This is a genomic window from Corynebacterium gottingense (assembly GCF_002285125.1).
Lineage (GTDB): Bacteria > Actinomycetota > Actinomycetes > Mycobacteriales > Mycobacteriaceae > Corynebacterium > Corynebacterium gottingense.
This window is the reverse complement of record NZ_NSGN01000006.1, coordinates 13,472-37,609: the sequence shown is the minus strand read 5'-3', so window position 1 is coordinate 37,609 and position 24,138 is coordinate 13,472. Positions and strand designations below refer to the sequence as shown.

28 protein-coding genes are annotated in these 24,138 nt (G+C 64.4%); 21 read left to right on the top strand and 7 right to left on the bottom strand.

Going from position 1 to position 24,138, the window contains the following annotated elements; translation table 11 throughout:
- Positions 1-100: 100 nt before the first annotated feature.
- The 4 genes from CKJ82_RS06935 to CKJ82_RS06920 all read left to right on the top strand — a co-directional run bounded on the left by CKJ82_RS06935 (position 101) and on the right by CKJ82_RS06920 (position 6,070).
- A complete protein-coding gene (locus CKJ82_RS06935; protein WP_095277994.1) occupies positions 101-4,099 on the top strand; it encodes a DNA-directed RNA polymerase subunit beta' in 3,999 nt (1,332 codons plus the stop codon).
- Between the two features lie 134 nt (positions 4,100-4,233).
- Positions 4,234-4,878, top strand: a complete 645-nt coding sequence (locus CKJ82_RS06930; RefSeq protein ID WP_133064037.1) for a hypothetical protein — start codon at positions 4,234-4,236, stop codon at positions 4,876-4,878.
- A complete protein-coding gene (locus CKJ82_RS06925) occupies positions 4,875-5,381 on the top strand; it encodes a hypothetical protein (RefSeq protein WP_133064036.1) in 507 nt (168 codons plus the stop codon). Before CKJ82_RS06930 ends, CKJ82_RS06925 begins: the two co-directional genes overlap by 4 nt.
- On the top strand, positions 5,378-6,070 hold the full coding sequence (locus CKJ82_RS06920; protein ID WP_095537562.1) for a hypothetical protein: 693 nt from the start codon (positions 5,378-5,380) through the stop codon (positions 6,068-6,070). Before CKJ82_RS06925 ends, CKJ82_RS06920 begins: the two co-directional genes overlap by 4 nt.
- Here CKJ82_RS06920 and CKJ82_RS06915 read toward each other — a convergent pair.
- Positions 6,010-7,335: a hypothetical protein gene (locus tag CKJ82_RS06915; RefSeq protein WP_095537561.1), complete on the bottom strand. Its 1,326-nt coding sequence runs from the start codon at positions 7,333-7,335 to the stop codon at positions 6,010-6,012. The two genes, CKJ82_RS06920 and CKJ82_RS06915, sit on opposite strands and share 61 nt — an antisense overlap.
- A 244-nt stretch (positions 7,336-7,579) precedes the next feature.
- Between CKJ82_RS06915 and rpsL the strand changes: the two genes are divergently transcribed.
- The 5 genes from rpsL (at position 7,580) to CKJ82_RS06890 (ending at position 13,161) form a co-directional block, all read left to right on the top strand.
- Positions 7,580-7,951 carry a 30S ribosomal protein S12 gene (gene rpsL, locus CKJ82_RS06910; RefSeq protein ID WP_076598032.1) on the top strand — a complete coding sequence of 124 codons (372 nt, stop codon included), beginning with the start codon at positions 7,580-7,582 and terminating at the stop codon, positions 7,949-7,951.
- A gap of 6 nt (positions 7,952-7,957) precedes the next feature.
- Positions 7,958-8,425: a 30S ribosomal protein S7 gene (gene rpsG / locus CKJ82_RS06905; RefSeq protein WP_095277982.1), complete on the top strand. Its 468-nt coding sequence runs from the start codon at positions 7,958-7,960 to the stop codon at positions 8,423-8,425.
- 256 nt (positions 8,426-8,681) lie between these two features.
- Positions 8,682-10,802 carry an elongation factor G gene (gene fusA / locus CKJ82_RS06900; protein WP_095537560.1) on the top strand — a complete coding sequence of 707 codons (2,121 nt, stop codon included), beginning with the start codon at positions 8,682-8,684 and terminating at the stop codon, positions 10,800-10,802.
- Positions 10,803-11,165: 363 nt separating this feature from the next.
- A complete protein-coding gene (tuf, locus tag CKJ82_RS06895; RefSeq protein WP_095537559.1) occupies positions 11,166-12,356 on the top strand; it encodes an elongation factor Tu in 1,191 nt (396 codons plus the stop codon).
- Positions 12,357-12,468: 112 nt separating this feature from the next.
- Complete coding sequence (locus CKJ82_RS06890) at positions 12,469-13,161, top strand: hypothetical protein (RefSeq protein ID WP_095537558.1); 693 nt, start codon at positions 12,469-12,471, stop codon at positions 13,159-13,161.
- Between the two features lie 24 nt (positions 13,162-13,185).
- Here CKJ82_RS06890 and CKJ82_RS06885 read toward each other — a convergent pair whose 3' ends face one another.
- From CKJ82_RS06885 to CKJ82_RS06860, 6 genes are all read right to left on the bottom strand, one after another.
- Positions 13,186-13,746, bottom strand: a complete 561-nt coding sequence (locus tag CKJ82_RS06885; protein ID WP_095535283.1) for an Asp23/Gls24 family envelope stress response protein — start codon at positions 13,744-13,746, stop codon at positions 13,186-13,188.
- A complete protein-coding gene (locus CKJ82_RS06880; protein ID WP_205691395.1) occupies positions 13,743-14,489 on the bottom strand; it encodes an Asp23/Gls24 family envelope stress response protein in 747 nt (248 codons plus the stop codon). Before CKJ82_RS06880 ends, CKJ82_RS06885 begins: the two co-directional genes overlap by 4 nt.
- Entirely contained in the window at positions 14,473-15,456 is a 984-nt protein-coding gene (locus tag CKJ82_RS06875) for an Asp23/Gls24 family envelope stress response protein (protein WP_095537557.1), read from the bottom strand. The genes CKJ82_RS06880 and CKJ82_RS06875 overlap by 17 nt, the downstream gene beginning before the upstream one ends.
- Positions 15,456-15,656 (bottom strand): hypothetical protein, encoded by a 201-nt coding sequence (locus tag CKJ82_RS06870; RefSeq protein ID WP_095277968.1) that lies wholly within the window; start codon positions 15,654-15,656, stop codon positions 15,456-15,458. The genes CKJ82_RS06875 and CKJ82_RS06870 overlap by 1 nt, the downstream gene beginning before the upstream one ends.
- 87 nt (positions 15,657-15,743) lie before the next feature.
- Complete coding sequence (locus tag CKJ82_RS06865) at positions 15,744-16,046, bottom strand: hypothetical protein (RefSeq protein WP_095537556.1); 303 nt, start codon at positions 16,044-16,046, stop codon at positions 15,744-15,746.
- 2 nt (positions 16,047-16,048) lie between these two features.
- The gene (locus CKJ82_RS06860; RefSeq protein WP_095535286.1) at positions 16,049-16,561 is read right to left on the bottom strand and encodes an Asp23/Gls24 family envelope stress response protein; all 513 of its coding nucleotides are present in this window, start codon (positions 16,559-16,561) and stop codon (positions 16,049-16,051) included.
- A gap of 656 nt (positions 16,562-17,217) precedes the next feature.
- Here CKJ82_RS06860 and rpsJ point away from each other — a divergent pair.
- From rpsJ to CKJ82_RS06800, 12 genes are all read left to right on the top strand, one after another.
- A complete protein-coding gene (gene rpsJ, locus CKJ82_RS06855) occupies positions 17,218-17,523 on the top strand; it encodes a 30S ribosomal protein S10 (RefSeq protein WP_038588232.1) in 306 nt (101 codons plus the stop codon).
- Between the two features lie 41 nt (positions 17,524-17,564).
- Positions 17,565-18,221, top strand: coding sequence for a 50S ribosomal protein L3 (gene rplC / locus CKJ82_RS06850; RefSeq protein ID WP_095277962.1), 657 nt, complete (start codon positions 17,565-17,567; stop codon positions 18,219-18,221).
- Positions 18,218-18,886, top strand: coding sequence for a 50S ribosomal protein L4 (gene rplD / locus CKJ82_RS06845; protein WP_095277960.1), 669 nt, complete (start codon positions 18,218-18,220; stop codon positions 18,884-18,886). Before rplC ends, rplD begins: the two co-directional genes overlap by 4 nt.
- The gene (gene rplW / locus CKJ82_RS06840; RefSeq protein WP_095277958.1) at positions 18,887-19,192 is read left to right on the top strand and encodes a 50S ribosomal protein L23; all 306 of its coding nucleotides are present in this window, start codon (positions 18,887-18,889) and stop codon (positions 19,190-19,192) included.
- Between the two features lie 41 nt (positions 19,193-19,233).
- Positions 19,234-20,073, top strand: coding sequence for a 50S ribosomal protein L2 (rplB, locus tag CKJ82_RS06835; RefSeq protein ID WP_095277956.1), 840 nt, complete (start codon positions 19,234-19,236; stop codon positions 20,071-20,073).
- Between the two features lie 16 nt (positions 20,074-20,089).
- A complete protein-coding gene (gene rpsS, locus CKJ82_RS06830; protein ID WP_095277954.1) occupies positions 20,090-20,365 on the top strand; it encodes a 30S ribosomal protein S19 in 276 nt (91 codons plus the stop codon).
- Positions 20,366-20,368: 3 nt separating this feature from the next.
- Positions 20,369-20,728, top strand: a complete 360-nt coding sequence (gene rplV / locus CKJ82_RS06825; protein WP_095277951.1) for a 50S ribosomal protein L22 — start codon at positions 20,369-20,371, stop codon at positions 20,726-20,728.
- Complete coding sequence (rpsC, locus tag CKJ82_RS06820) at positions 20,728-21,471, top strand: 30S ribosomal protein S3 (protein ID WP_095277949.1); 744 nt, start codon at positions 20,728-20,730, stop codon at positions 21,469-21,471. The genes rplV and rpsC overlap by 1 nt, the downstream gene beginning before the upstream one ends.
- Positions 21,472-21,475: 4 nt before the next feature.
- Positions 21,476-21,892, top strand: a complete 417-nt coding sequence (gene rplP / locus CKJ82_RS06815) for a 50S ribosomal protein L16 (protein WP_095277947.1) — start codon at positions 21,476-21,478, stop codon at positions 21,890-21,892.
- Complete coding sequence (gene rpmC, locus CKJ82_RS06810; RefSeq protein WP_038588270.1) at positions 21,892-22,122, top strand: 50S ribosomal protein L29; 231 nt, start codon at positions 21,892-21,894, stop codon at positions 22,120-22,122. The genes rplP and rpmC overlap by 1 nt, the downstream gene beginning before the upstream one ends.
- A gap of 2 nt (positions 22,123-22,124) precedes the next feature.
- Positions 22,125-22,409, top strand: coding sequence for a 30S ribosomal protein S17 (gene rpsQ, locus CKJ82_RS06805; RefSeq protein ID WP_095277945.1), 285 nt, complete (start codon positions 22,125-22,127; stop codon positions 22,407-22,409).
- 159 nt (positions 22,410-22,568) lie between these two features.
- Positions 22,569-24,071 carry a SulP family inorganic anion transporter gene (locus CKJ82_RS06800; RefSeq protein ID WP_095537555.1) on the top strand — a complete coding sequence of 501 codons (1,503 nt, stop codon included), beginning with the start codon at positions 22,569-22,571 and terminating at the stop codon, positions 24,069-24,071.
- Positions 24,072-24,138 lie beyond the last annotated feature (67 nt).

Below are 24,138 nucleotides of genomic sequence, written 5' to 3'. Positions count from 1 at the left end.
GGCGTCGATAAGCACTTGTGCTTGCGGCGCCCTGAATGAAACGAGAAGAAACTATCCACACGCAATCCTCCCCAGCTGGGGGAGGTGAAAGGGAATTTACGTGTTTGACGTAAACCTCTTCAACGAGCTTCGCATCGGCCTGGCCACTGCAGAAGACATTCGTAAGTGGTCCCACGGCGAAGTGAAGAAGCCGGAGACCATCAACTACCGCACCCTCAAGCCCGAGAAGGACGGCCTGTTCTGCGAGCGCATCTTCGGCCCCACCCGCGACTGGGAGTGCGCCTGCGGTAAGTACAAGCGCGTCCGTTACAAGGGCATCATCTGCGAGCGCTGCGGCGTCGAGGTGACCAAGTCCAAGGTGCGCCGCGAGCGCATGGGCCACATCGAGCTCGCCGCTCCCGTGACCCACATTTGGTACTTCAAGGGCGTCCCGTCTCGCCTGGGCTACCTGCTTGACCTCGCTCCGAAGGACCTGGAGCGCATCATCTACTTCGCCGCCAACATCATCACCAGCGTCGACGAGGAAGCACGTCACAACGACATGTCCACCCTTGAGGCGGAGATGCTGCTGGAGAAGAAGGAAGTCGAGGAGGACGCCAACTCCGAGATCGCCGAGCGCGCACACAAGCTGGAGGAAGACCTCGCCGAGCTCGAGGCTTCCGGCGCGACCGCCGCTGCCCGCAAGAAGGTGCAGCAGGCAGCCGACAAGGAAATGACGCACATCCGCGAGGCCGGCGAGCGCGAGGTCGAGCGCCTCGACGACATCTGGCAGACCTTCCAGAAGCTCGCCCCGAAGCAGATGATTATCGACGAGGTGCTCTACGAGGAGCTCGTCGACCGCTACGAGGACTACTTCACCGGCGGCATGGGCGCTGAGGCAATCCAGACGCTGATCCGCAACTTCGACCTCGAGTCCGAGGCCGAGGAGCTGCGCACCATCATCGCTGAGGGCAAGGGCCAGAAGAAAGTCCGCGCGCTCAAGCGCCTGAAGGTTGTCGCTGCGTTCCAGCGCTCCGGCAACGACCCGGCCGGCATGATCCTGGACGCGATCCCGGTGATCCCGCCGGAGCTGCGCCCGATGGTGCAGCTGGACGGTGGCCGCTTCGCCACCTCTGACCTGAACGACCTGTACCGTCGCGTGATCAACCGCAACAACCGCCTCAAGCGCATGATTGACCTCGGCGCGCCCGAGATCATCGTGAACAACGAGAAGCGCATGCTGCAGGAGTCCGTGGACGCGCTGTTTGACAACGGCCGCCGCGGCCGTCCGGTCACCGGACCGGGCTCCCGCCCGCTGAAGTCCCTGTCCGACCTGCTCAAGGGCAAGCAGGGCCGCTTCCGCCAGAACCTGCTGGGTAAGCGCGTCGACTACTCCGGTCGTTCCGTGATTATCGTCGGCCCGCAGCTCAAGCTGCACGAGTGCGGTCTGCCCAAGCTGATGGCGCTCGAGCTGTTCAAGCCGTTCGTGATGAAGCGCCTGGTGGACAACCAGTACGCGCAGAACATCAAGAGCGCGAAGCGCATGGTGGAGCGCCAGCGCCCCGAGGTGTGGGACGTGCTCGAAGAGGCCATCTCCGAGCACCCGGTGCTGCTCAACCGCGCACCGACCCTGCACCGCCTGGGCATCCAGGCCTTCGAGCCGAAGCTGGTCGAGGGCAAGGCCATCCAGCTGCACCCGCTGGCGTGCGAGGCGTTCAACGCTGACTTCGACGGCGACCAGATGGCAGTCCACCTGCCGCTGTCCGCAGAGGCGCAGGCGGAGGCCCGCGTGCTGATGCTGTCCTCCAACAACATCCTGTCCCCGGCGTCCGGCAAGCCGCTGGCAATGCCGCGCCTGGACATGGTGACCGGCCTGTACTTCCTCACCATGCTGAAGTCCACCGATGAGATCGGCGGCGAGGGCGCCTACGCGCCTGCCGACGAGAACGGCCCGGCACAAGGCGTCTACTCCTCCTACCGCGAGGCGATCATGGCGTACGACCGCGGCGTGCTCGGCCTGCAGGCCCCGATCAAGGTCCGCATCGACCACCTGCGCCCGACCGTTGAGGTCGAGGAGGAGCAGTTCCCGGACGGCTGGACCAAGGGCCAGGCATGGATGACCGAGACGACGCTCGGCCGCATCATGTTCAACGAGCTTCTGCCGTTCAACTTCCCCTTCCAGGAAGGCGCCATGGTGCGCAAGGGCGGCGGCGCCGGCAAGGTGCTGCTGGGTGACATCATCCAGGACATGGTGGAGAAGTACCCCATGATCACCGTCGCGCAGACGCTGGACAAGATGAAGGACGCCGGCTTCTACTGGGCAACCCGTTCCGGCGTGACCATCACCATGTCTGACGTGCTGGTGCTCCCGAACAAGACGCAGTTCCTCGAGCGCTACGAGAAGGAAGCCGAGGAGATCGAGCGCAAGTTCTGGGAGAAGGGTGCGCTCACCGAGGAGAACCGCTACGACCGACTGGTTGAGCTGTGGCAGGACGCCACCAACAAGGTCGGCCAGGCCGTGGAGGACCTCTACCCGGACGACAACCCGATTCCGATGATCGTGAAGTCCGGTGCTGCCGGTAACATGCGCCAGATCTGGACCCTGGCCGGCATGAAGGGCATGGTCGTGAACTCGCGCGGTGAGTACATCACCCGCCCGATCAAGACCTCCTTCCGCGAGGGCCTGTCCGTGATGGAGTACTTCAACAACTCCCACGGTTCCCGTAAGGGCCTGGCCGATACCGCACTGCGTACCGCGGACTCCGGCTACCTCACCCGTCGTCTGGTGGACGTGGCGCAGGACGTCATTGTCCGCGAGCTGGACTGTGGCACCCACCAGGGCGTCAAGGTCCCGGTGGCAGAGGCCGCTGGTGACGCCTTCGTCCGCCATGACCTGGTGGAGACCTCCGTGTCCGGCCGAGTCCTGGCCTCCGACGCGAAGGACTCCGAGGGCAACGTCGTCTTCGAGGCCGGCACCGAGCTGTCCGAGGAGCGTATCGACGTGCTCGTGCAGAAGGGCGTCGCCGAGGTCAAGGTCCGCTCCGTGCTGACCTGCCAGACCCCGACTGGCGTCTGCGCCAAGTGCTACGGCAAGTCCATGGCGTCCGGCCAGCTGGTGGACATCGGCGAGGCCGTCGGCATCGTCGCTGCACAGTCCATTGGTGAGCCGGGTACCCAGCTGACCATGCGTACCTTCCACCAGGGTGGTGTCGGCGGCGACATTACCGGTGGTCTGCCGCGTGTCCAGGAGCTGTTCGAGGCCCGCGTGCCCAAGAACTGCGCGCCGATCGCGTCGGTCGCCGGTACGGTCTCCCTGGAGGACGAGGGCAACTTCTGGACCCTCACCATCCACCCGGACGATGACTCCGACGACGTGGTGTACGAGAAGCTGTCCAAGCGCCAGGGCCTGGCCCAGGTGCGCCGCCCGATGGAGTCCAACCCGGACGCCATGATCGAGCGCTCCCTGCGCGAGGGCGACCACGTCGAGGTGGGCGAGCGCCTGCTCCGCGGTGCCGCAGACCCGCACGACGTGCTCGAGGTCCTCGGCCGTCGCGGCGTGGAGAAGCACCTCATCGACGAGGTGCAGGCCGTGTACCGCACCCAGGGTGTGTCCATCCACGACAAGCACATCGAGATCATCATCCGCCAGATGCTGCGCCGCGGCACGGTCATCGACTCCGGCTCGACCGAGTTCCTGCCGGGCACGCTGATCGACCTCTCCGAGGCACGCCAGGTCAACGCCGCCACCGTGGCGGACGAGGGCCAGCCGGCGGAGATGCGCTCCGAGATCATGGGTATCACCAAGGCCTCCCTGGCTACCGAGTCCTGGCTGTCGGCTGCCTCCTTCCAGGAGACGACCCGCGTGCTCACGGACGCCGCGATCAACAAGCGCTCCGATCAGCTCATCGGTCTGAAGGAGAACGTGATCATCGGTAAGCTGATCCCGGCCGGTACGGGCATTTCCCGCTACCGCAACATCCAGGTCAAGCCGACCGAGGCCGCGCGCTCCGCGGCGTACTCCATCCCGAGCTTCGGCGAGGGCATCTACGGCGACGAGGGCTACGGCGAGTACACCGGCGCCTCCGTCCCGCTCGACGAGTACGGCATCGACCAGATCTAGCCTTCTGGCTGTTAGCTAGGTCTGCTCACCAACCGGCCCGGCTCCTCCGCAACTGTGCGGTAGGGGCCGGGCCGTTGGCGTCGATAAGCACGCGTGCCGAGCGCGCCTGCGGAAACTCTGCTTAGATTCCAGGTGTGAGCGAAGTATCGTCGACACCAGCGGCGAAAGGCCCCCGGCCATTTGCTGGATTGGCCAAATCGGTCGCGGCCGACCTTGGCACCCGGACCAACGCGACCCTCGCGGCGTTGCTCGCGGTTGTGGGTATCACCGGTGTCAGCGGCGGACTGGAAGCGGCCCCGCCCGAGGGCCTCACCGTGGCCGCGGCGCCGAGGGGCACCGGTGCGCTCGCGCAGCCTGCCGAGTTCACGGCCGCACCGTTCGAGATCTCGGTGCGGCGCACCTATACGCTTGGCGACGCACGCGTGGTGGAAATGCGACTCACCAACACCGCCTCGCGGCCTGTCCCTGCGCCGCAGTTCCTCATGGCGTTCGCCCTAGAGGACTCGCATCTTGGCCCAGAGGAGCAACCGGACATGAGAGCCGCGGTCGTACGCAAGCACAGCGCGGAGGCGCTCACCGAGGTTGCGCCATCCGAGGCGATCTCGCCCAACCCTGGCGTGCCGCTGGATGTCGCGCTCATTTTCCAAGGCCCGAGCGGCACGAATGCCGCGGAGGCGGACACGCTGGTGATCACGTCGCTGGAGTACCGTACCTCCTTCCTGGACGGGGTGAAGGCCTGGCTGACCAAGGACCGTGCTGCGGAGGTGAGCCTGCGGTGACGACGGTACCGCGCCGAATAGTGGCGACCGCGGCGGCGCTGGCCCTGCTCAGCCTGGGCGGCCTCATCCGCGAGCAGCTTCCCGACGCGCAGGACCGGGCATTCGCGCCGTTTGACTACGGCGCCGAGGCACCGAAGATCGGGCGGGTTGATGGAGTCCACACCATTACCGCCGATGCGATCAACGGCGTGCCAACGCACGCCCGCTGGCTGGTCGTGGATTTTACCCACACACCCGATACTGGCCAGGTACTCGAAGGGCAGATCAAGGCTACCGACGGCACGCTCTACGGACCCGCGAACCACCTCGCGTCGTCGTGTGGCACCCTGTACCCGCAACTTCCTACGCAGTGCACCCTCGTCTTCGAAATGCCGGCAGAGCAGATTGCGGGGGCGAGGCTGTTCTTGCACCCGTCCGCCACGCAGATGGCGCCGCGGGTGGTGCTGGAGCTCGGCGCACCAGTCGAAGCCGGAAACATCAGCAGGGAGGGGCTCACGCTATGAAACTTGCCTGGTGGGCTGCCGCCCCGGTGGCGATCGGGTGCATGCTGGCGGCATCGTCGCAGCCGTACTTCGGGATCTATCGGCCGTGGTCCTGGACCCAGGAGCAACGCATCGCGGCCGGCACCCCGGGCTCGTTTGACCTGCCCATCGATGGCCTCGTGGAGGGGGAGGGGAGCGCGCCGCCGCGCCGCACCGCTGAGGTGGAGGTGATCGGGTTCCAACGGGTCGAACACGAGGAAGAGATCGGGCTCGATGCGCCCGACGGGTTTGCCATCTGGGCGCTACTCACCCAGTGGCGCGCACCGGAAGACTCGGTGCTGTCCCACTGCCGCATGTGGGCGACAGGCTCGGACGGGCGTGACTACCAGCGCACGGATCAAATCTTCGGCGAAGTGGTGAGTGACATGAGCGCCCTGCACAGCTGCACCCCGCCGGGCGAGGGCGGGCCGGCGACGGAGTCGGTGGACCTCCGCACCGCTACGGTCCGCGTTGTCCAGGGTGACCCGCGCCCGGAGGAGTGGCGCAAACTCATCCCCATCGCGATGCCGGAGGGCGTGCAGCCGGAGCAGCTCCACTTCGGGTGGAACGAGCCCGACTACGTCACCCTCGACCTGCCGGAGCCGAAAAACTACGTGGACGACCCGGAGTCCAAGGCGAGAGACGCATCGGGATCTGCGGCGGGCGAGTAGGAGCGGCGCAGGAAGAAGTCGAGCCCCGAGGCGATCAGGCACACCACGAGCAGCAGGTACGCGGCGCGCGCGACGATGAGGATGTACGCAGCGATGACTTCGCTGACAAGCGCGTCCTGTGGTCCCACGATGGCGCGACCCACCTCGACCACGCCCAACTCGACTCCGGCGGCGAGCATGAACACGATGCAAAACATCACCATTGGCACGATGCCTGCCTTGGCCAGCGTGCGAAGGCCGCTCCACGTGGTCTTCAGCGGCCCGGCGATAGGCTGCATCGCCTGGTTAGCAACGTACTTGGCCTCCTTTTCAACCACGTGGCGCGCCCGCCTCCTGAAGCGCTGCGAGCTGTCCGCAGCTTCGGCGTCCGGCGCCGCTTCCTTCTCCCGGCTGGCAACCAGCGACGTGCCGAAGACCACTGCGCCGAGGGTGAGCCACGCGACCGGAATGGTCACCAGCTGGTTGATCACCGGTAACGCCTCCGCCAGCCAATCCCAGGCGCTGGCGAGGATGCCTGTGTGCCCGGCAATGCCGTCCCTCAGGTCCACGTAGCGGTCGTACGCGGGCGCAATTCCCCGCCTGCTCAGCGCCCAATCCTGTACGTCTGCGAGCTTGTTGGTCACAAATATCGATACGGTGGACATCCACAGCACGTCGAGGTAGGCGGCAAGATAGGTGAGGCCGAGACCGCGCTCTGCCAGCGCGAAGTAACCAATAATCTTGCGCAGCACGATCGTCACCATAATAAGGGCGAGCAGGGATGCGGTGCCGTCGACGAACACCCGGCTAAAGTCCGCGGCAAAGCCCTGGTTCATGAATTCGTCGTTCGTGGCGGCGCGGCGGAACGCGGCGAGGTCCTCCTTAAGCATGCCGTGCGTGGCGTACACAGTGAGAAACGAAATCAGCATCCCGCCCGCCGAAAACAGGCGCGTGCGTGACGACGTCTCCTCCCGCCCCGGAATCGCCCGGGAGAGGAAGGGGAGCGACGGGCGGAGGTACCAAAGGGCGTAGATCAGTGCGACCATGACGGAGAGCGGAGCAAGCGGCATCACCAGGCTGGCCCCGACCTTGCTGAAGTTGGAAATCCACACCGCGAGCCAGATCACGGCTTGGCGTCCCGTCAGGCCCAGGCAGACACACGTGATGAGCTGCGGGAGGTGCCGGAGGAGGAGACCGGCGGCGCGTACGGGAATGATGACGGACTCGGCTGCGATCTCGCGCGCAGACTGGGAGAACTCACCCGGCGGTGAGGTCGTGGTCGACATGCTTGCAGTGTAAATGAGGAGGCGTCGGGTGGCTCGTCGATAAGCGATTTGCTCTTGTGACGCGGGGTGATGTAGCTTGTATGAGGTTTCGCTCGCGATAATTCGCGTGGCGGAAAGATACGAACTCCATGCGGCTGCGCACTCGCGGTCAGGTAGTTCATGCACACGGCAGGGCCCCGAAAAGAGCCCCCATTTTTGCATGTACGGCCACCTTAGCGCGCACCGCTTAACAGAAAGAGCGTGAATGCCTACTATTCAGCAGCTGGTCCGCAAGGGCCGCCACGATAAGAGCAAGAAGGTGGCTACCGCTGCGCTGAAGGGCTCGCCCCAGCGTCGCGGCGTGTGCACCCGCGTGTACACCACCACTCCGAAGAAGCCGAACTCGGCACTGCGTAAGGTCGCCCGTGTGCGCCTGACCTCCGGCATCGAGGTTTCCGCATACATCCCGGGTGAGGGCCACAACCTGCAGGAGCACTCCATGGTGCTCGTGCGCGGTGGTCGTGTGAAGGACCTCCCGGGCGTCCGCTACAAGATCATCCGCGGCGCACTGGATACCCAGGGCGTCAAGGACCGTAAGCAGGCTCGTTCCCGTTACGGCGCAAAGAAGGGACAGTAATCAGAAATGCGTAAACAGCAAGCTCCGAAGCGTCCCGTAGTCAAGGACCCGGTTTACCAGTCCGAACTTGTTACCCAGCTGGTGAACAAGGTGCTGCAGGACGGCAAGAAGTCCACCGCCGAGCGCATCGTCTACGGCGCACTCGAGGCGTGCCGCGAGAAGACCGGCACCGACCCGGTTGGCACCCTGGAGAAGGCCCTGGGCAACATCCGCCCGGACCTCGAGGTTCGTTCCCGCCGTGTTGGTGGCGCGACCTACCAGGTCCCGGTTGAGGTCAAGCCCGGCCGTTCCAACACCCTCGCACTGCGCTGGATGGTGACCTTCACCCGCCAGCGTCGTGAGAACACGATGGTCGAGCGCCTTGCTAACGAGATCCTGGATGCATCCAACGGTCTCGGTGCTTCGGTGAAGCGTCGCGAGGACATGCACAAGATGGCCGAGGCCAACCGCGCCTTCGCCCACTACCGCTGGTAATGACCGGCGCGCACGGTTTTCTATGACACCCGGATGTCAGCTGCCGCAACTGCGTAGAAGCAAATTGAATATCTGCTTCGTGCATCGTTGTTGTGCAGTTGCGTCCGGGTGTTTTTTGGAATGACCGACGCGACTCACCCTGCCATTTGATGAAAAAGGTGGCAGAATTGACAAAGGAAATTATTCGCCATAGGCGCACGCTGGAGATTCCCTCGAGTCTGCAGAGCGTCGACGACTTTTAAGTTGGGGTAATAACGTGGCACAAGAAGTGCTTAAGGACCTGCACAAGGTTCGCAACATCGGCATCATGGCTCACATCGATGCTGGTAAGACCACCACGACCGAGCGCATCCTCTTCTACACCGGCATCAACCGTAAGGTCGGCGAGACCCACGACGGTGCTTCCACCACCGACTGGATGGAGCAGGAGAAGGAGCGCGGCATCACCATTACGTCCGCTGCCGTGACCTGTTTCTGGGACTCCAACCAGATCAACATCATCGACACCCCGGGCCACGTGGACTTCACCGTTGAGGTGGAGCGCTCCCTGCGCGTGCTCGACGGCGCTGTTGCCGTGTTCGACGGCAAGGAGGGCGTTGAGCCGCAGTCCGAGCAGGTCTGGCGCCAGGCTGCTAAGTACGACGTGCCGCGTATCTGCTTCGTCAACAAGATGGACAAGCTGGGCGCTGACTTCTACTTCACCGTGCAGACCATCATCGACCGACTCGGCGCGAAGCCGTTGGTCATGCAGCTGCCGATCGGCGCTGAGGACGATTTCGACGGCATCGTCGACCTGATTGACATGCAGGCCATCACCTGGCGCGGCAAGGTCGAGACCGGTGCAGAGCCGACCATCGAGGAGATCCCGGCCGACCTCAAGGACAAGGCTGAGGAGTACCGCGAGAAGCTGCTCGAGGCAGTTGCTGAGTCCGACGAGGCGCTCATGGAGAAGTACTTCGGCGGCGAGGAGCTGACCAAGGCCGAGATCAAGGCTGCCATCCGCAAGATGACGGTCAACTCCGAGATCTACCCGGTCCTGTGCGGCACCGCTTACCGCAACAAGGGTGTCCAGCCGCTGCTCGACGCTGTCGTCGACTACCTGCCGAGCCCGCTCGACGTGGGCGAGGTGCACGGCACTGCCCTCGACGGCGAGACCCCGATGACCCGTAAGCCGTCCGTGGAGGAGCCGTTCTCCGCACTGGCCTTCAAGGTCGCCGTCCACCCGTTCTTTGGCAAGCTCACCTACGTGCGCGTGTACTCCGGCCAGGCTATCCCGGGCGAGAACATGCTCAACTCCACCAAGCAGAACAAGGAGCGCGTGGGCAAGCTCTTCCAGATGCACGCGAACAAGGAGAACCCGGTCGAGCACGCCGACGCCGGTAACATCTACGCGTTCATCGGCCTGAAGCAGACCACCACGGGTGACACCCTCTGCAACCCGGACCACCCGATCATCCTGGAGTCCATGGACTTCCCGGATCCGGTTATCCAGGTGGCAATTGAGCCGAAGACCAAGGCCGACCAGGAGAAGCTGGGTACCGCTATCCAGAAGCTGGCGGAAGAGGACCCGACCTTCACCGTCAAGCTCGACGAGGAGACCGGCCAGACCGTCATCGGCGGCATGGGCGAGCTGCACCTCGACGTCCTGGTTGACCGCATGAAGCGCGAGTTCAAGGTCGAGGCAAACATTGGTAACCCGCAGGTTGCCTACCGCGAGACCATCCGCAAGAAGGTCGAGTCCCTGGACTACACCCACAAGAAGCAGACCGGTGGTTCCGGCCAGTTTGCAAAGGTCATCGTCACCATCGAGCCGTACGATCCGGATCCGGAGACCCTGGAGGAGGGCGAGTCCGCGACCTACAAGTTCGAGAACGCCGTCACCGGTGGCCGCGTTCCGAAGGAGTACATCCCGTCCGTCGACGCTGGTATCCAGGACGCGATGCAGTACGGCTACCTGGCTGGCTTCCCGCTGGTGAACATCAAGGCCACCCTGGAAGACGGTGCCTACCACGAGGTCGACTCCTCCGAGATGGCCTTCAAGATGGCCGGCTCCCAGGTGCTGAAGGAAGCAGTTGCGAAGGCAAAGCCGGTGCTGCTCGAGCCGCTCATGGCCGTCGAGGTCGTGACCCCGGAGGAGTTCATGGGCACCGTCAACGGTGACATCAGCTCCCGTCGTGGCCAGGTCTACGCAATGGAGGACCGCTCCGGCGCGAAGGTCGTCAAGGCAAAGGTGCCGCTGTCCGAGATGTTCGGCTACATCGGCGACCTGCGCTCCTCCACCGCCGGCCGCGCGAACTTCACCATGGTGTTCGACTCCTACGCTGAGGTTCCGCAGTCCGTCGCACAGGAGATCATCGACGAGCGCAACGGCAACTAGTCGATCGCCCCGGCACCTTCCTCGGACGGTAGCTCCGCGTGCCAGCGGAGGTACCGGCTGATGGGGGAGGCGCTCCCGCCAAAGGGGTAACGGCTGGGCTGAGTCACCGCACAGCTCGGAAGGATCCGTCGAGGGTCGTCCGCAGACTGTGGGTGTCTGAGCCGGCCGTTACTCACTTGGTAGATCCGGGTTTTTCGGGTCGACCGGTTTGAAAAACGGTCACCAAATATCTAGGATCATGTAACTGGCACATTGTGAAATGGTCATTGCCCTCGGCATCGTGTGAACGGGGCCGGGGCAGGGCAAATGTAAACTACGTGGCTGCGAAGGTCGTAGCCACCATGAAGTCCAGGAGGACATACAGTGGCAAAGGAAAAGTTCGAGCGCAGCAAGCCGCACGTGAACATCGGCACCATCGGTCACGTCGACCACGGCAAGACCACCACCACCGCCGCAATCACCAAGGTGCTCGCTGACGCTTACCCGGAGGAGAACAAGGCCTTCGCGTTCGACGCGATTGACAAGGCTCCGGAGGAGCGCGAGCGCGGCATCACCATCAACATCTCCCACGTGGAGTACAACACCCCGAAGCGTCACTACGCACACGTTGACGCTCCGGGCCACGCCGACTACATCAAGAACATGATTACCGGCGCTGCTCAGATGGATGGCGCTATCCTCGTCGTCGCTGCTACCGACGGCCCGATGCCGCAGACCCGTGAGCACGTGCTGCTCGCTCGCCAGGTTGGCGTCCCGTACATCCTCGTTGCACTGAACAAGTGCGACATGGTTGACGACGAAGAGATCATCGAGCTCGTCGAGATGGAGGTCCGCGAGCTGCTGGCCGAGCAGGAGTTCGACGAGGAAGCTCCGATCGTCCAGATCTCCGCTCTGAAGGCTCTCGAGGGCGACGAGAAGTGGGTCCAGTCCGTCATCGACCTGATGGAAGCCTGCGACAGCTCCATCCCGGATCCGGAGCGCGAGACCGACAAGCCGTTCCTGATGCCGGTTGAGGACATCTTCACCATCTCCGGCCGCGGTACCGTTGTGACCGGCCGTGTTGAGCGTGGCGTCCTGAACATCAACGACGAGGTCGAGATCATCGGCATCCGTGACAAGGCCACCAAGACCACCGTCACCTCCATCGAGATGTTCAACAAGCTCCTCGACACCGCTGAGGCTGGCGACAACGCAGCACTGCTGCTCCGTGGCCTGAAGCGCGAGGACGTTGAGCGTGGCCAGGTTGTCATCGCACCGGGCGCTTACACCCCGCACTCCAAGTTCGAGGGTTCCGTCTACGTCCTGTCCAAGGACGAGGGCGGCCGCCACACCCCGTTCTTCGACAACTACCGTCCGCAGTTCTACTTCCGCACCACCGACGTCACCGGTGTTGTGAAGCTGCCGGAGGGCACCGAGATGGTCATGCCGGGCGACAACGTCGACATGTCCGTCGAGCTCATCCAGCCGGTCGCTATGGACGAGGGCCTGCGCTTCGCTATCCGCGAGGGCTCTCGCACCGTCGGCGCTGGCCGCGTTACCAAGATCCTCGACTAATTCAGTCGCTGATCTGGTAAACATCAGAGCATAAGCAAAGGGCCACCACCCCGCGAGGGGAGGTGGCCCTTTTCGCGCGCCCGAATTCAGCGCCTGATTAGACTCTGCAACTGTGCACAACGACCCAACCCGCATCCCCACCCTCCTCGACGCGCTCCGAGACACGTGGGAGGGCCAACCCGACTTGTCGCTCTCCGCCCTGATCGGCGTGCTGCAAAACCGAGGAGCCTCCTACGGCACCACGGACGAGGAACTCCTGGGGCTGCTCCGCGAACTCGAAGCCGAACACCCCGCGCTGCTGCGCGAGCTCCCGGAACAACCCGTGCTGATCACCACCGAGGGACCCGCACACGAAGTGAGCATGGACGGCAGCACCGTGGTGGTGCGCTCAAGCGCGAACCCGGATCAGATGCCCAGCGTGTGGAAGTACGCGGCGTTTCGGCCCGTGGGGCCGGGCAGGCCGCTCGTCGTCGAGGACACGGAAGGGTTCCAGCACCGTCTTGGCGTGGTGAGGCTCGTGACGGTACTGGACGCGCAGGACGCGCCGGAACTTGCGGGGCTGGAGCGCGGGGACATTGGCGGTACCCGGTGGCTTGTTGCGCTCGAGGACGGCGCACGTGCCGTGCTGGGTCAGCGTCTGCGTGTGTGGCGGCCCGAGGGGCGCCGCGCGACGGCTCGCGAGGAGCTGCGGTGGTCGCGGATCCTGCAGTGCGCCGTGGGGGAGGACATGCAAATCGCCCCAGGAGGCGGCGCGGGGCCGGCCTCGCTGGGGCGAGTGACGCAGATCGTGCTGCTGGAGGTGTAGGAGCCGGTCCAGCGGCACGGGGCGCTACGCGACGATCCTATCCAGGTGCAGCTGCCACACCGTGTCAATCTCCATGGTGTGGTTGGCCAGACGGAAGTCCTCGTCGGCGGCTTCGAGGAACCGCGTGACGTCGTCAAGCGAATAGCTCGGGGACGCAGTGACGGTGAAGCGCGCCGTGGGGCGGTTGCCCACAACGGAGACCTTGCTGCGGGCCTCGGTAACCATCTCGGACTTTTCCAGGAACGCGCAGGCGGCGTCGGCGACACGGGCAACGTTGATTGTGCTGTCGCCGTGCTGCGAGTCCGCGGACATGATCTCGCGGGTGCTGAACGCGCGGCTGCGGATGTTGGCCAGGACGAACCATGCGCCAAGAATCAGCAGAGCGACGAACGCGATGATCAGCGCCGTGCGGTACCAGGACTCGTCGGGCGTTGTGCCCAGCGATTCGCGGTCGAAGCGGTTGAGGTACTCGCTCACGTAGGGGATTTCCCAGTAGTAGGCCACGGGGATGAGCCCCGCGACCAGCAGGAGCAGGCCGACGAGGAACACAACGAGTCGGTCGAAGAAGGACAGTGTCTTGCTCATCGCTGAACCCCCTGGGTCTGCTGGGAAATCTCTGCGGCTGATTCCGGCGTGGCGTACGCGTCGGCAGCGCTGCCGGTCTGGTTGCCCGCACTCGCCGTGCTGGTCGAGGCGCTCTGCTGCTTCGGCGTGACCTTGACGCTGATGGCGGGCGGGGTGGTGAGCCGCTGGAATTCGCCGGACAGCACCGAGGTCAGGCGCTCCTGGAGCGCGGAACCGGAGCCGTCGTCCTCGACCTGCACGCGCAGCTTCTTGCGGTCCGCGCGGGACTGGATGCGCGCGTTGCCGACCTCGGCGCGCGTGGTGTGGGTCGCCTTGCGCGCGATGTCCACCGGGCGGGTCCAGATGGACGCCGGCGAATCAACACGCACGTGCGTGCGTCCCCTGGGCACGAAGGCGTAGACGATGAGCACGAGACCGATGATGGCGATGATGATGCCCACCGTCACGGCGGTGACGTCCATGGTGGCGCGGCCGACAAACTCGAAGACCGGGCGCAGCCACGAATCGTCGGAATTGCTGTTTTGGAAGAAGTACCACAGGTCGCGGCCGACCACCGCGGCGAGCGCAAGCAGGATCAAACCGATCAGCAGGGTGAGCCAGCGGACAGCGGGGTTTGCCCGCGGCTCGTCGCCCGGGTGCGGGCCCGCCGGGTGTGCGGTGGGCTGCACGGTCTGGGTGTGCGGCTGGTCGACCGGTGCTGTGGCGTCGTATGCCGGCGCGGAGGTGCTATCGGGTGCGGTCATACTTATTCACCACCGGTGTAATAGAGATCTGTTTCAGCGGTTGCGGGCGCGGCGCTCGCGGGCGGACGACGCGCTGCGGCGTCGGGACCTGAGGCTCGCGCAGCGGCGTGGCGTTGACCGTGACCTTGCGCAGCGGGCGCGCCGGCCGCGTCTCCACCTTCCGCAGGCGCAGCGGGGCGGCGGTGACTTCGGTGAGCCTGCGGCGAGGCGGCACCTCGGTGCGGCGCACCGGCGCGGGCTCCGGCACCCGCACGCGCTTGAGCTGCGTGGAGTTCACGGTGAACGGCGCTGGCACGCGCGGCTCCGGGGTGCGCGGGGACCACGGCTGCGCAGGAGCAGGCTTATCGACGACCCTGAGCCTCGGCCCTGCGGCCACAAAGCCCTTCGTTTGTACGCTCATCGGTTTCGGCGCGCGGATGGACCTCGCGGTGGGTGCGGCTGGCGCGTGCACCGACGCGACCTTCGTCGGGTGCGGCGTGTTGAACTCCCACATGTCGTCCACGAGGGAACGCGCGTGGATGGCCTTCAGCGGCTGGCGCTCCCGCGTCACAGGAGAGGTCACCTTGAGCTGGTTGACTTTGATCGGCGTCGGGATGGCAAACGCGGAGTGGCTTGCCACGTCGTCCCACGTCACGCGCGAGTTCAGGTCCTGCGCCTCCACGCTGGAAACGGACACGTTGACGCGCGAGACGTCCAGACCGGTGAGGGTGCGCACGTGGGAGATCACGGTGGCGCGCACGGCGTCCGTGATGGCGGCGATCGGCGCGGGGTAGGCGGTAGCGATCTCGGCTTCGATTGCCGCGACACCCGATTGTCGGTCGAGGTGGACATCAATTCTGGGGAAGCTGCGGCCGGCCAGTCCGGCGAGCTTCGCATCCACCGCGAGGGTGCCGGGCACCGACGAAGCCGCCACCTCGGCGATGCGCTCAACTGAGCGCTCGCTGATGTGGTAGAACGTCGTACCCATTAGCTGCGGCCTTTACCGGAGCTCGTGCTCAGGATCTCGGCGATGTCGAGGCGGCCGTCGAGCTGCGCGCCGATGACGCCACCGACGATGGTGAATAGCAGCAGCCAAAGCAGGCCCAGCCATCCGCCGAACATGACGAAGAATGCGATGACCACGCCGATGATCACGCCGGCCAGCGTTTTATTGGAAGAAAGATTCATATCAATACCACTTTTCGGGGATTGGTGGCCGTGCGCCCCCGCGGGTGGCGGGGCGGCGCTCAGCCGCATGAGACGAGATCCGGGTGCCTACCGTGCGTCGGCCACGACGACGTCAACGAACGGGAGGTCCGTCGCGCCGAGTACGGCGGAGCGGACATCCTCGGCTACTGACTGAATGTCGCGCCCCGACGCCGTGTCGAAGACGATGTGCACTTCGATGCCGCGGTCGTCGTTGCGGGCGACCTGGCGCAAGCCGTCGATGCGGGCCTTTGGCAGCAGGAGCGCTACCTCGCCGACGCGGCCATTGTCCAGGGCAGCGACACCGGGAACACCGAGCGCACTGTCGCGGACGGCTTCCCCGACCTCAAGGGTGATGGGGGTCCGCGCCATAACTACTGACCCAGCGCCTGGTTATTGGACTGGAATGCAGCGTCCTCGTTGTCGGACTCGTCCTCCTGCTCCGGCAGGTGCACGTCGTGCACGGTGACGTCGACGCGGTCAACGATCAGGCCGGTCATGCGGGTCAGCGCGACGGTAACGTTCTCGCGGATCGCGTTCGCCAGCTCGTGGATAGCCACGCCGTACTCAGCGATGATCGCCACGGCGACGGAGGTGTGGCCGTCCTCGACAGCGACGTTGACGCCCTGCTGGACGTTGGTGGAGGAGGTCAGAGATTCGCGGACCGCGCCCCACATACGGGCAGCGCCGCCGCCCAGGTTGTACACGCCGGAGACCTCGCGTGCAGCGATGCCGGCGATCTTGCCCACGACGTTGTCATCGATGACGGTGGAGCCGGAGTCGGACTCCAGGTTCTCGTTGCGCGGACGGGTCTGCTCGGCGTCCACGGCGGTCGAGGTGGAGTCGGTGGGGGCAGGGGTGTTCTCGTTCAGAGTGTGATCGGCCATGACTGGTCCTTCCTTCACTGCGTTTTGTAGCTGTAGAAAAATCGGCCCGTTCCACCTGCGTACAAGCGATGAACTGATGGATGAGCGGGCTCAGCAAACAAGGGTACACATTTTCCGCGCCGAGGCTCCGGGCGTTGAGGAGACCCGGCACGAATTGGTATCAAGTTGCAATCTTTGGGGTGGCGGGATGAGGGGAAGGTGGTGGCGTCGAGAAGCGAAAAAGCTCGGGCTTGCGTAAATGAGGAGGACGTGCTTTAATACTCGGGTTGCCGAAACATGGCGCGCAAGCGCGATGGTCCGGTAAACATGACACCTTCGGTTGAAGGGCCTGCCATGAGACACGGGCAGGACCGGAGAAGGCGCCATGGCAAATAAACAGCGGCAGTACGCAAGGGTCACGCACCCTTCCGAGTCTTGCACCCCGGCACGCGCCGAGGCGGAAGCACTGACTTGCAGCGCGCAGTTATTTGCTAGCGCCTTGTCACCTTCCGGAAGTGTCAAGAAGTCAATGAAACGACACTGGCGTTGAGCCATGGGCCCAGCCCGGACAACGTTATAGAGAAACTAGAAGCTACAAACCCCACCGCTTCGTCTTTGCCTCGTTCAACTACGAGCGAGGCGGGAATTGAAAGTGGGGATGCGAGGAAGAGGTAAGCGTGGCGGGACAGAAGATCCGCATCAGGCTCAAGGCCTACGACCACGAGGCGATCGACGCATCTGCGAAGAAGATCGTTGCTACGGTCACCCGCACGGGTGCCCGCGTCGTTGGACCGGTGCCGTTGCCCACCGAAAAGAACGTGTACGCCGTTATTCGTTCTCCCCACAAGTACAAGGACTCTCGCGAGCACTTCGAGATGCGCACTCACAAGCGCCTCATCGACATTCTCGATCCGACGCCGAAGACCGTTGACGCGCTCATGCGCATCGACCTTCCGGCAAGCGTCGACGTGAACATCCAGTAAGCAAGAGATCCCCAAAACGTTCAGTAGTGGAGAACTAATACATGTCTGAGAACCAGATCAAGGGCATTCTGGGTAAGAAGCTCGGCATGACCCAGGTCTTCGACGATGAGAACCGCGTAATCCCGGTGACCGTCGTCGAGGCTGGGCCGTGTGTGGTCACCCAGATCCGTACCAAAGAGACCGATGGCTACGACGCCATCCAGATTGCTTACGGCGACATTGACCCCCGTAAGTCCAAGAAGCCGCAGGCTGGCCACTTCAAGAAGGCTGGCGTGACGCCGCGTCGCGTTGTTGCGGAGATCCGCATGGACGATACCTCCGAGTACGAGGTCGGCCAGGAATACAACGCCACCATCTTCGACGGCGACGTGTTCGTCGACGTCGTCGGCACCACCAAGGGCAAGGGCTTTGCCGGCGCGATGAAGCGCCACGGCTTTGCCGGCCAGGGTGCCGCACACGGTAACCAGGCCTCCCACCGCCGCGTCGGCGGCATCGGTGGCTGTGCTACCCCGGGCCGTGTCTTCAAGGGCAAGCGCATGGCTGGCCGCATGGGCGGTAACCGCGTTACCACCCAGAACCTGAAGATCCAACGCATCGACGGCGACAACAATCTGATCCTGGTCAAGGGTGCAATCCCGGGCGCCAAGGGCAGCGTTGTTACCGTCAAGACCGCAGTGAAGGGCGGTGCTCACGCATGACGAACCTGACGCTTGACGTCCACACCGCTGACGGAAAGACCAACGGTTCCGTAGAGCTTCCGGCAGAACTTTTTGACCGCGAAGCTTCCATCCCGCTGCTGCACCAGGTTGTCACCGCACAGCTCGCAGCAGCTCGTCAGGGAACCCACGCCACCAAGACCCGCGCCGACGTGCGCGGCGGTGGTAAGAAGCCGTTCCGCCAGAAGGGCACCGGCCGTGCCCGCCAGGGTTCCATCCGCGCTCCGCAGTTCACCGGCGGCGGCACCGTTCACGGTCCGCAGCCGCGTTCCTACGCGCAGCGCACCCCCAAGAAAATGATTAAGGCAGCTCTCGTAGGTGCCCTCACCGACCGCGCGCGTAACGCACGCATCCACGTCGTTGAGGACCTGGTCCCGGGCCAGAAGCCCTCGACCAAGTCTGCACGCACCTTCCTGGAGCGCCTGACCGACCGTAAGTCCGTTCTGCTGGTGATCGGCCGCGATGACAACAACTCCCGTCTTTCCGCAAGGAACCTGCCGGGCGTCCACATCATCGAGCCGGGTCAGCTGAACACCTACGACGTGCTCAACGCAGACGACGTGGTCTTCTCGGTCGAGGCACTGCACACCTTCATCAACCGCGACGCGGCACAGGCTACCGCCACCGCTGCGGAGGAGGAGAAGTAAATGGCTAAGACTGTTAACCCGCGCGACATCATCATCGCCCCGGTCCTCTCCGAGAAGACCTACGCGCTGATGGAGCAGAACACCTACACGTTCTATGTCAGCCCGTCTGCTAACAAGACCCAGATCAAGATCGCCGTGGAAGAGATCTTCGGCGTCGACGTCGCTTCGGTGAACACCGCCAACCGTGAGGGCAAGCGCAAGCGCACCCGCACCGGCTACGGCAAGCGCAAGGACACCAAGCGCGCCTACGTCACTCTCCGCGAGGGCAGCGACTCCATCGACATCTTCGGCGGTGCAACCGCCTAACAGCGGCTGCTGCAGAAGACACCGATAGAAAAGGACACACTATGGCTATTCGTAAATACAAGCCGACAACTCCGGGTCGCCGTGCCAGCTCCGTTTCCGAGTTCGACGAGATCACTCGCTCGACCCCGGAAAAGTCGCTGCTGCGCCCGCTCCCGAAGAAGGGTGGCCGTAACACCCACGGCCACATCACCACTCGTCACCGCGGCGGCGGCCACAAGCGTCGCTACCGCGTCATCGACTTCCGCCGTTCCGACAAGGACGGCGTGCTGGCAAAGGTCGCTCACATCGAGTACGACCCGAACCGCACCGCAAACATTGCACTGCTCCACTACTACGACGGTGAGAAGCGCTACATCATTGCGCCGAAGGGCCTGAAGCAGGGCACCGTGATCGAGTCGGGCGCTAACGCGGACATCAAGGTTGGCAACAACCTTCCGCTGCGCAACATCCCGACCGGTACCACCATCCACGCTGTGGAGCTCAAGCCCGGTGCTGGCGCCAAGCTTGCCCGTTCCGCTGGTTCTTCGATCCAGCTGCTGGGTAAGGAAGGCTCCTACGCCGTGCTGCGCATGCCGTCCTCCGAGATCCGTCGCGTGGACATCCGCTGCCGCGCAACGGTGGGCGAGGTTGGCAACGCTGACCAGATCAACATCCGTTGGGGCAAGGCCGGCCGTATGCGCTGGAAGGGCTGGAGGCCCACTGTCCGCGGTGTTGTCATGAACCCGGTCGACCACCCGCACGGTGGTGGTGAGGGTAAGACTTCCGGTGGCCGTCACCCGGTTTCCCCGTGGGGCCAGAAGGAAGGCCGTACCCGCAACCCGAACCGTTACTCCAACAACATGATCGTGCGTCGTCGTCGCTCGAAGAACAAGAAGCGCTAAGAGGAGGTAAACAGACATGCCACGCAGCCTGAAGAAGGGCCCGTTCGTCGATGAGCACCTCCTCAACAAGGTGGATGCTCAGAACGAGGCCGGCACCAAGCAGGTCATCAAGACCTGGTCCCGCCGCTCGACCATTCTCCCCGATTTCATCGGACACACTTTCGCCGTCCACGACGGCCGTAAGCACGTCCCGGTGTTCGTCGACGAGTCCATGGTCGGTCACAAGCTCGGCGAGTTTGCACCAACCAAGACCTTCAAGGGTCACGTCAAGGTAGAGAAGGGACGTCGATAAGCAATGGCTGACACAATCACCACTGCATCCGCGACGGCCAAGTTCGTCCGCACTTCCCCGATGAAGGCCCGCCGCGTGCTGGCCCTCGTCCGCGGTAAGTCCGTATCTGAGGCACTCGCCATCCTGAAGTACGCGCCGCAGGCAGCGTCCAAGGATGTTGCGAAGGTTGTTGCTTCCGCAGCCGCCAACGCCGAGAACAACTTCGGTCTGGACCCGCGCACGCTCGTCGTGTCCGAGTGCTGGGCCAACGAAGGCCCCACCATGCGTCGCTACCAGCCGCGCGCCCAGGGCCGCGCCTTCCAGATCCGGAAGCGCACGTCCCACATCACCGTCGTTGTCGAGTCCAAGGAAGGGGCTAAGTAATGGGCCAGAAAATTCACCCACACGGCCTGCGCCTGGGTATCACCGCTGACTACAAGTCCCACTGGTACGCCGACAAGAACTACGCAGACTACGTCCACGAGGACATCAAGATCCGCGAATTCCTGTCCAAGGGTCTCGAGCGCGCCGGCATCGCCGACGTCAACATCGAGCGCACCCGTGACCGCGTCCGCGTCGACATTCACACCGCCCGCCCGGGCATCGTGATTGGCCGCCGCGGTGCTGAGGCTGACCGCATCCGCCGCGAGCTGGAGAAGCTCACCGGCAAGATGGTCGCCCTCAACATCCTCGAGGTCAAGAACGTTGACGCCAACGCGACCCTCGTTGCACAGTCCATCGCTGAGCAGCTGGTCAACCGCGTTGCGTTCCGTCGCGCAATGCGCAAGGCTATCCAGTCCGCAATGCGCAACCCGCAGGTCAAGGGCATCAAGGTGATGACCTCTGGCCGTCTGGGTGGCGCTGAAATGTCCCGCGTCGAGCGCTACCACGAAGGCCGTGTGCCGCTGCACACCCTGCGTGCGGAGATCGACTACGGCACCGCAGAAGCCCACACCACCTTCGGCGTCATCGGCGTCAAGGTCTGGATCTACAAGGGCGACGTTGTTGGCGGTGTCCGCGAGTCCGAGCTCAACGCTCCGTCCAACGAGCGCCGTGGCCGCGGCGACCGTCGCCCGCGTCGCGGCGGCCAGCGCCGCCAGCGCGCCGAGAAGAAGCAGGAGGGCTAAACACATGCTTATCCCTAAGCGCGTGAAGTACCGCCGCCAGCACCGCCCGAACCGTCGTGGCGTGTCCAAGGGCGGGAACACCATTAACTTCGGTGACTGGGGCCTGCAGGCACTCGAGCCGGCCTACATCACCAACCGTCAGATTGAGGCATCCCGTATTGCCATCAACCGCCACGTCAAGCGTGGCGGCAAGGTCTGGATCAACATCTTCCCGGACCGCCCGCTGACCCAGAAGCCGCTCGGCGTGCGTATGGGTTCCGGTAAGGGCCCGGTGGAGAAGTGGGTTGCCAACGTGAAGCCGGGTCGCATCCTTTTCGAGATGTCCTACCCGAATGACGAGGTTGCCATCGAGGCTCTGCGCCGTGCGGCTGCGAAGCTTCCGTGCAAGACTCGCATCATCAAGAAGGAGGACCAGTACTAATGGCGAACGGTACCCCCGCATCTGAGTTCCGCGAACTCACCGATGAAGAGCTGAAGAGCCGCCTGTCCGACGCGAAGGAAGAGCTGTTCAACCTGCGCTTCCAGCTCGCGACCGGCCAGCTGACCAACAACCGCCGCATCTCCACCGTGAAGCGCGACATCGCACGCATCTACACCGTGCTGCGCGAGCGAGAGCTCGGCCTGTCCGTCGTCCCGGGAGCTGAGGCTTAATCATGAGTGAGGCAAACGTGACTGAACAGAACACCCAGAAGGCAGTGCAGAAGCGCCGCCGCGGCTACGTCGTGTCCGACAAGATGGACAAGACCATCGTTGTTGAGGTCGAGGACCGCAAGTCCCACGGCCTGTACAGCAAGATTGTCCGCACGACCAACCGCGTCAAGGCTCACGACGAGGACAACACCGCCGGCGTCGGCGACCTGGTCCTCATCGAGGAGACCCGCCCGCTGTCCAAGGACAAGCACTTCCGTCTCGTCGAGATCGTCGAGAAGGCTCGCTAGTCCCTAGCGGACCCCGCACCAGCCGCACCCTCTCCAAGGGGGTGCGGTTTTTGCATGCTTATCGACGCCACCGTGGCGGGCAAGTAGGCGTCGATAGGCATCTGCCCGGGCGCGGTACTACAGTGTGAACGTCGCTGACCCCGAGACCCGGAGGACCTGATGCCTGTGGAAACGCTGACCGCCCAGACCGGCGAGCGCTACGCGCCCCGGCCAACAGTGTGGGAGGCGCTGCGAACGCCGCGGATCCTGAGCAAGGAGGTGCTGGCCGGGCTCGTCGTGGGCCTGGCGCTGATTCCGGAGGCGATCAGCTTCTCCGTGATCGCGGGCGTGGACCCCAAGGTGGGGCTGTACTCGTCGTTCATCATGGCGACGGTCACGGCGATAGTTGGCGGGAGGCCGGCCATGATCTCGGCGTCGACCGGCGCGGTCGCACTCGTGGTCGCGCCGCTCGTGCGCGCGCACGGCTACGACTACTTGCTGGCCACGATCATGCTCGCCGGCGTGTTCCAGATTGTGCTGGCGCTGCTCGGGGTGGCCAAACTGATGCGGTTCATCCCGCGCAGCGTCATGGTGGGCTTTGTGAACTCACTGGCCATCATGGTCTTTTCGGCGCAGCTGCCCGAGCTGTTTGGCGTCCCCGCCGCCGTCTACCCGCTCGTCGCACTCGGCCTGGTCATTGTGATTGCCATGCCGCGCATCACGGAAGCGGTGCCGCCGCCGCTCGTGGCCATCGTGGTGGTCAGCGCGGTAGTGATCGGGTTTGGCATCGACGTGCCAACCGTGGGGGATCGCGGCGAACTGCCGCGCTCCCTGCCGCACATGGTGGTGCCGCAGATCCCGTGGGAGCTGGACACGCTCAAGGTGGTGGCCCCGTATGCGCTGGCGGTGGCGCTGGTGGGGCTCATGGAGTCGCTGCTGACGGCGAAACTCATCGATGAGATCACGGATACCCACTCCAACAAGACCCGCGAGGGGATCGGGCAGGGGGCCGCGAACATGGTCTCCAGCCTCTTCGGCGGCATGGGCGGCTGCGCGGTGATTGGGCAGTCCATGATCAACGTCAAGGCGTCGGGCGCGCGCACCCGCGTGTCCACCTTCCTTGCCGGCACGTTCCTGCTTGGGCTGATGCTGCTGCTCAATGAGCTGGTCGGCCAGATCCCCATGGCAGCGCTCGTGGCCGTGATGATCATGGTGGCCATCGGCAGTTTTGACTGGCACTCGGTGCGCCCGTCCACGCTGCGCAAGCTCCCGCTGTCTGAGACGGTCATCATGGCGCTTACCGTGGTCGTGGTGATCCTGACGGGCAACCTGGCCATCGGCGTGGTGGTCGGCGTGCTCGCGGCGTCCGTGGTGTTCGTGCGTAACGTGGCGCACCTGGTGGAGGTCACCCGCGAGGAGGTCGACGGTGAGGCGCGCTACGCGGTGCGCGGCCAGCTCCTGTTCGCGTCTTCGAACGACTTGACCACGCTGTTTCGGTACTCCGCCGACCCGGAACGGGTGGTGGTGGACCTCAGCGAGGCCACCCTGTGGGATGCGTCCACGATCGCTGCGCTGGATTCCATCGAGCAGCGCTACGCCCAGTACGGGAAGACGGTGACCTTCGTGGGGATGGGCGAACGTTCGAGCGCGTTCCACGGGAAATTGACTGGCGTGATGGGGTAGGGGCGCGGGGATATCGGCGAACGGGCTGGTGGGGGTGAAGCCACCGCGCACCGCTTTTTAGCCGGTA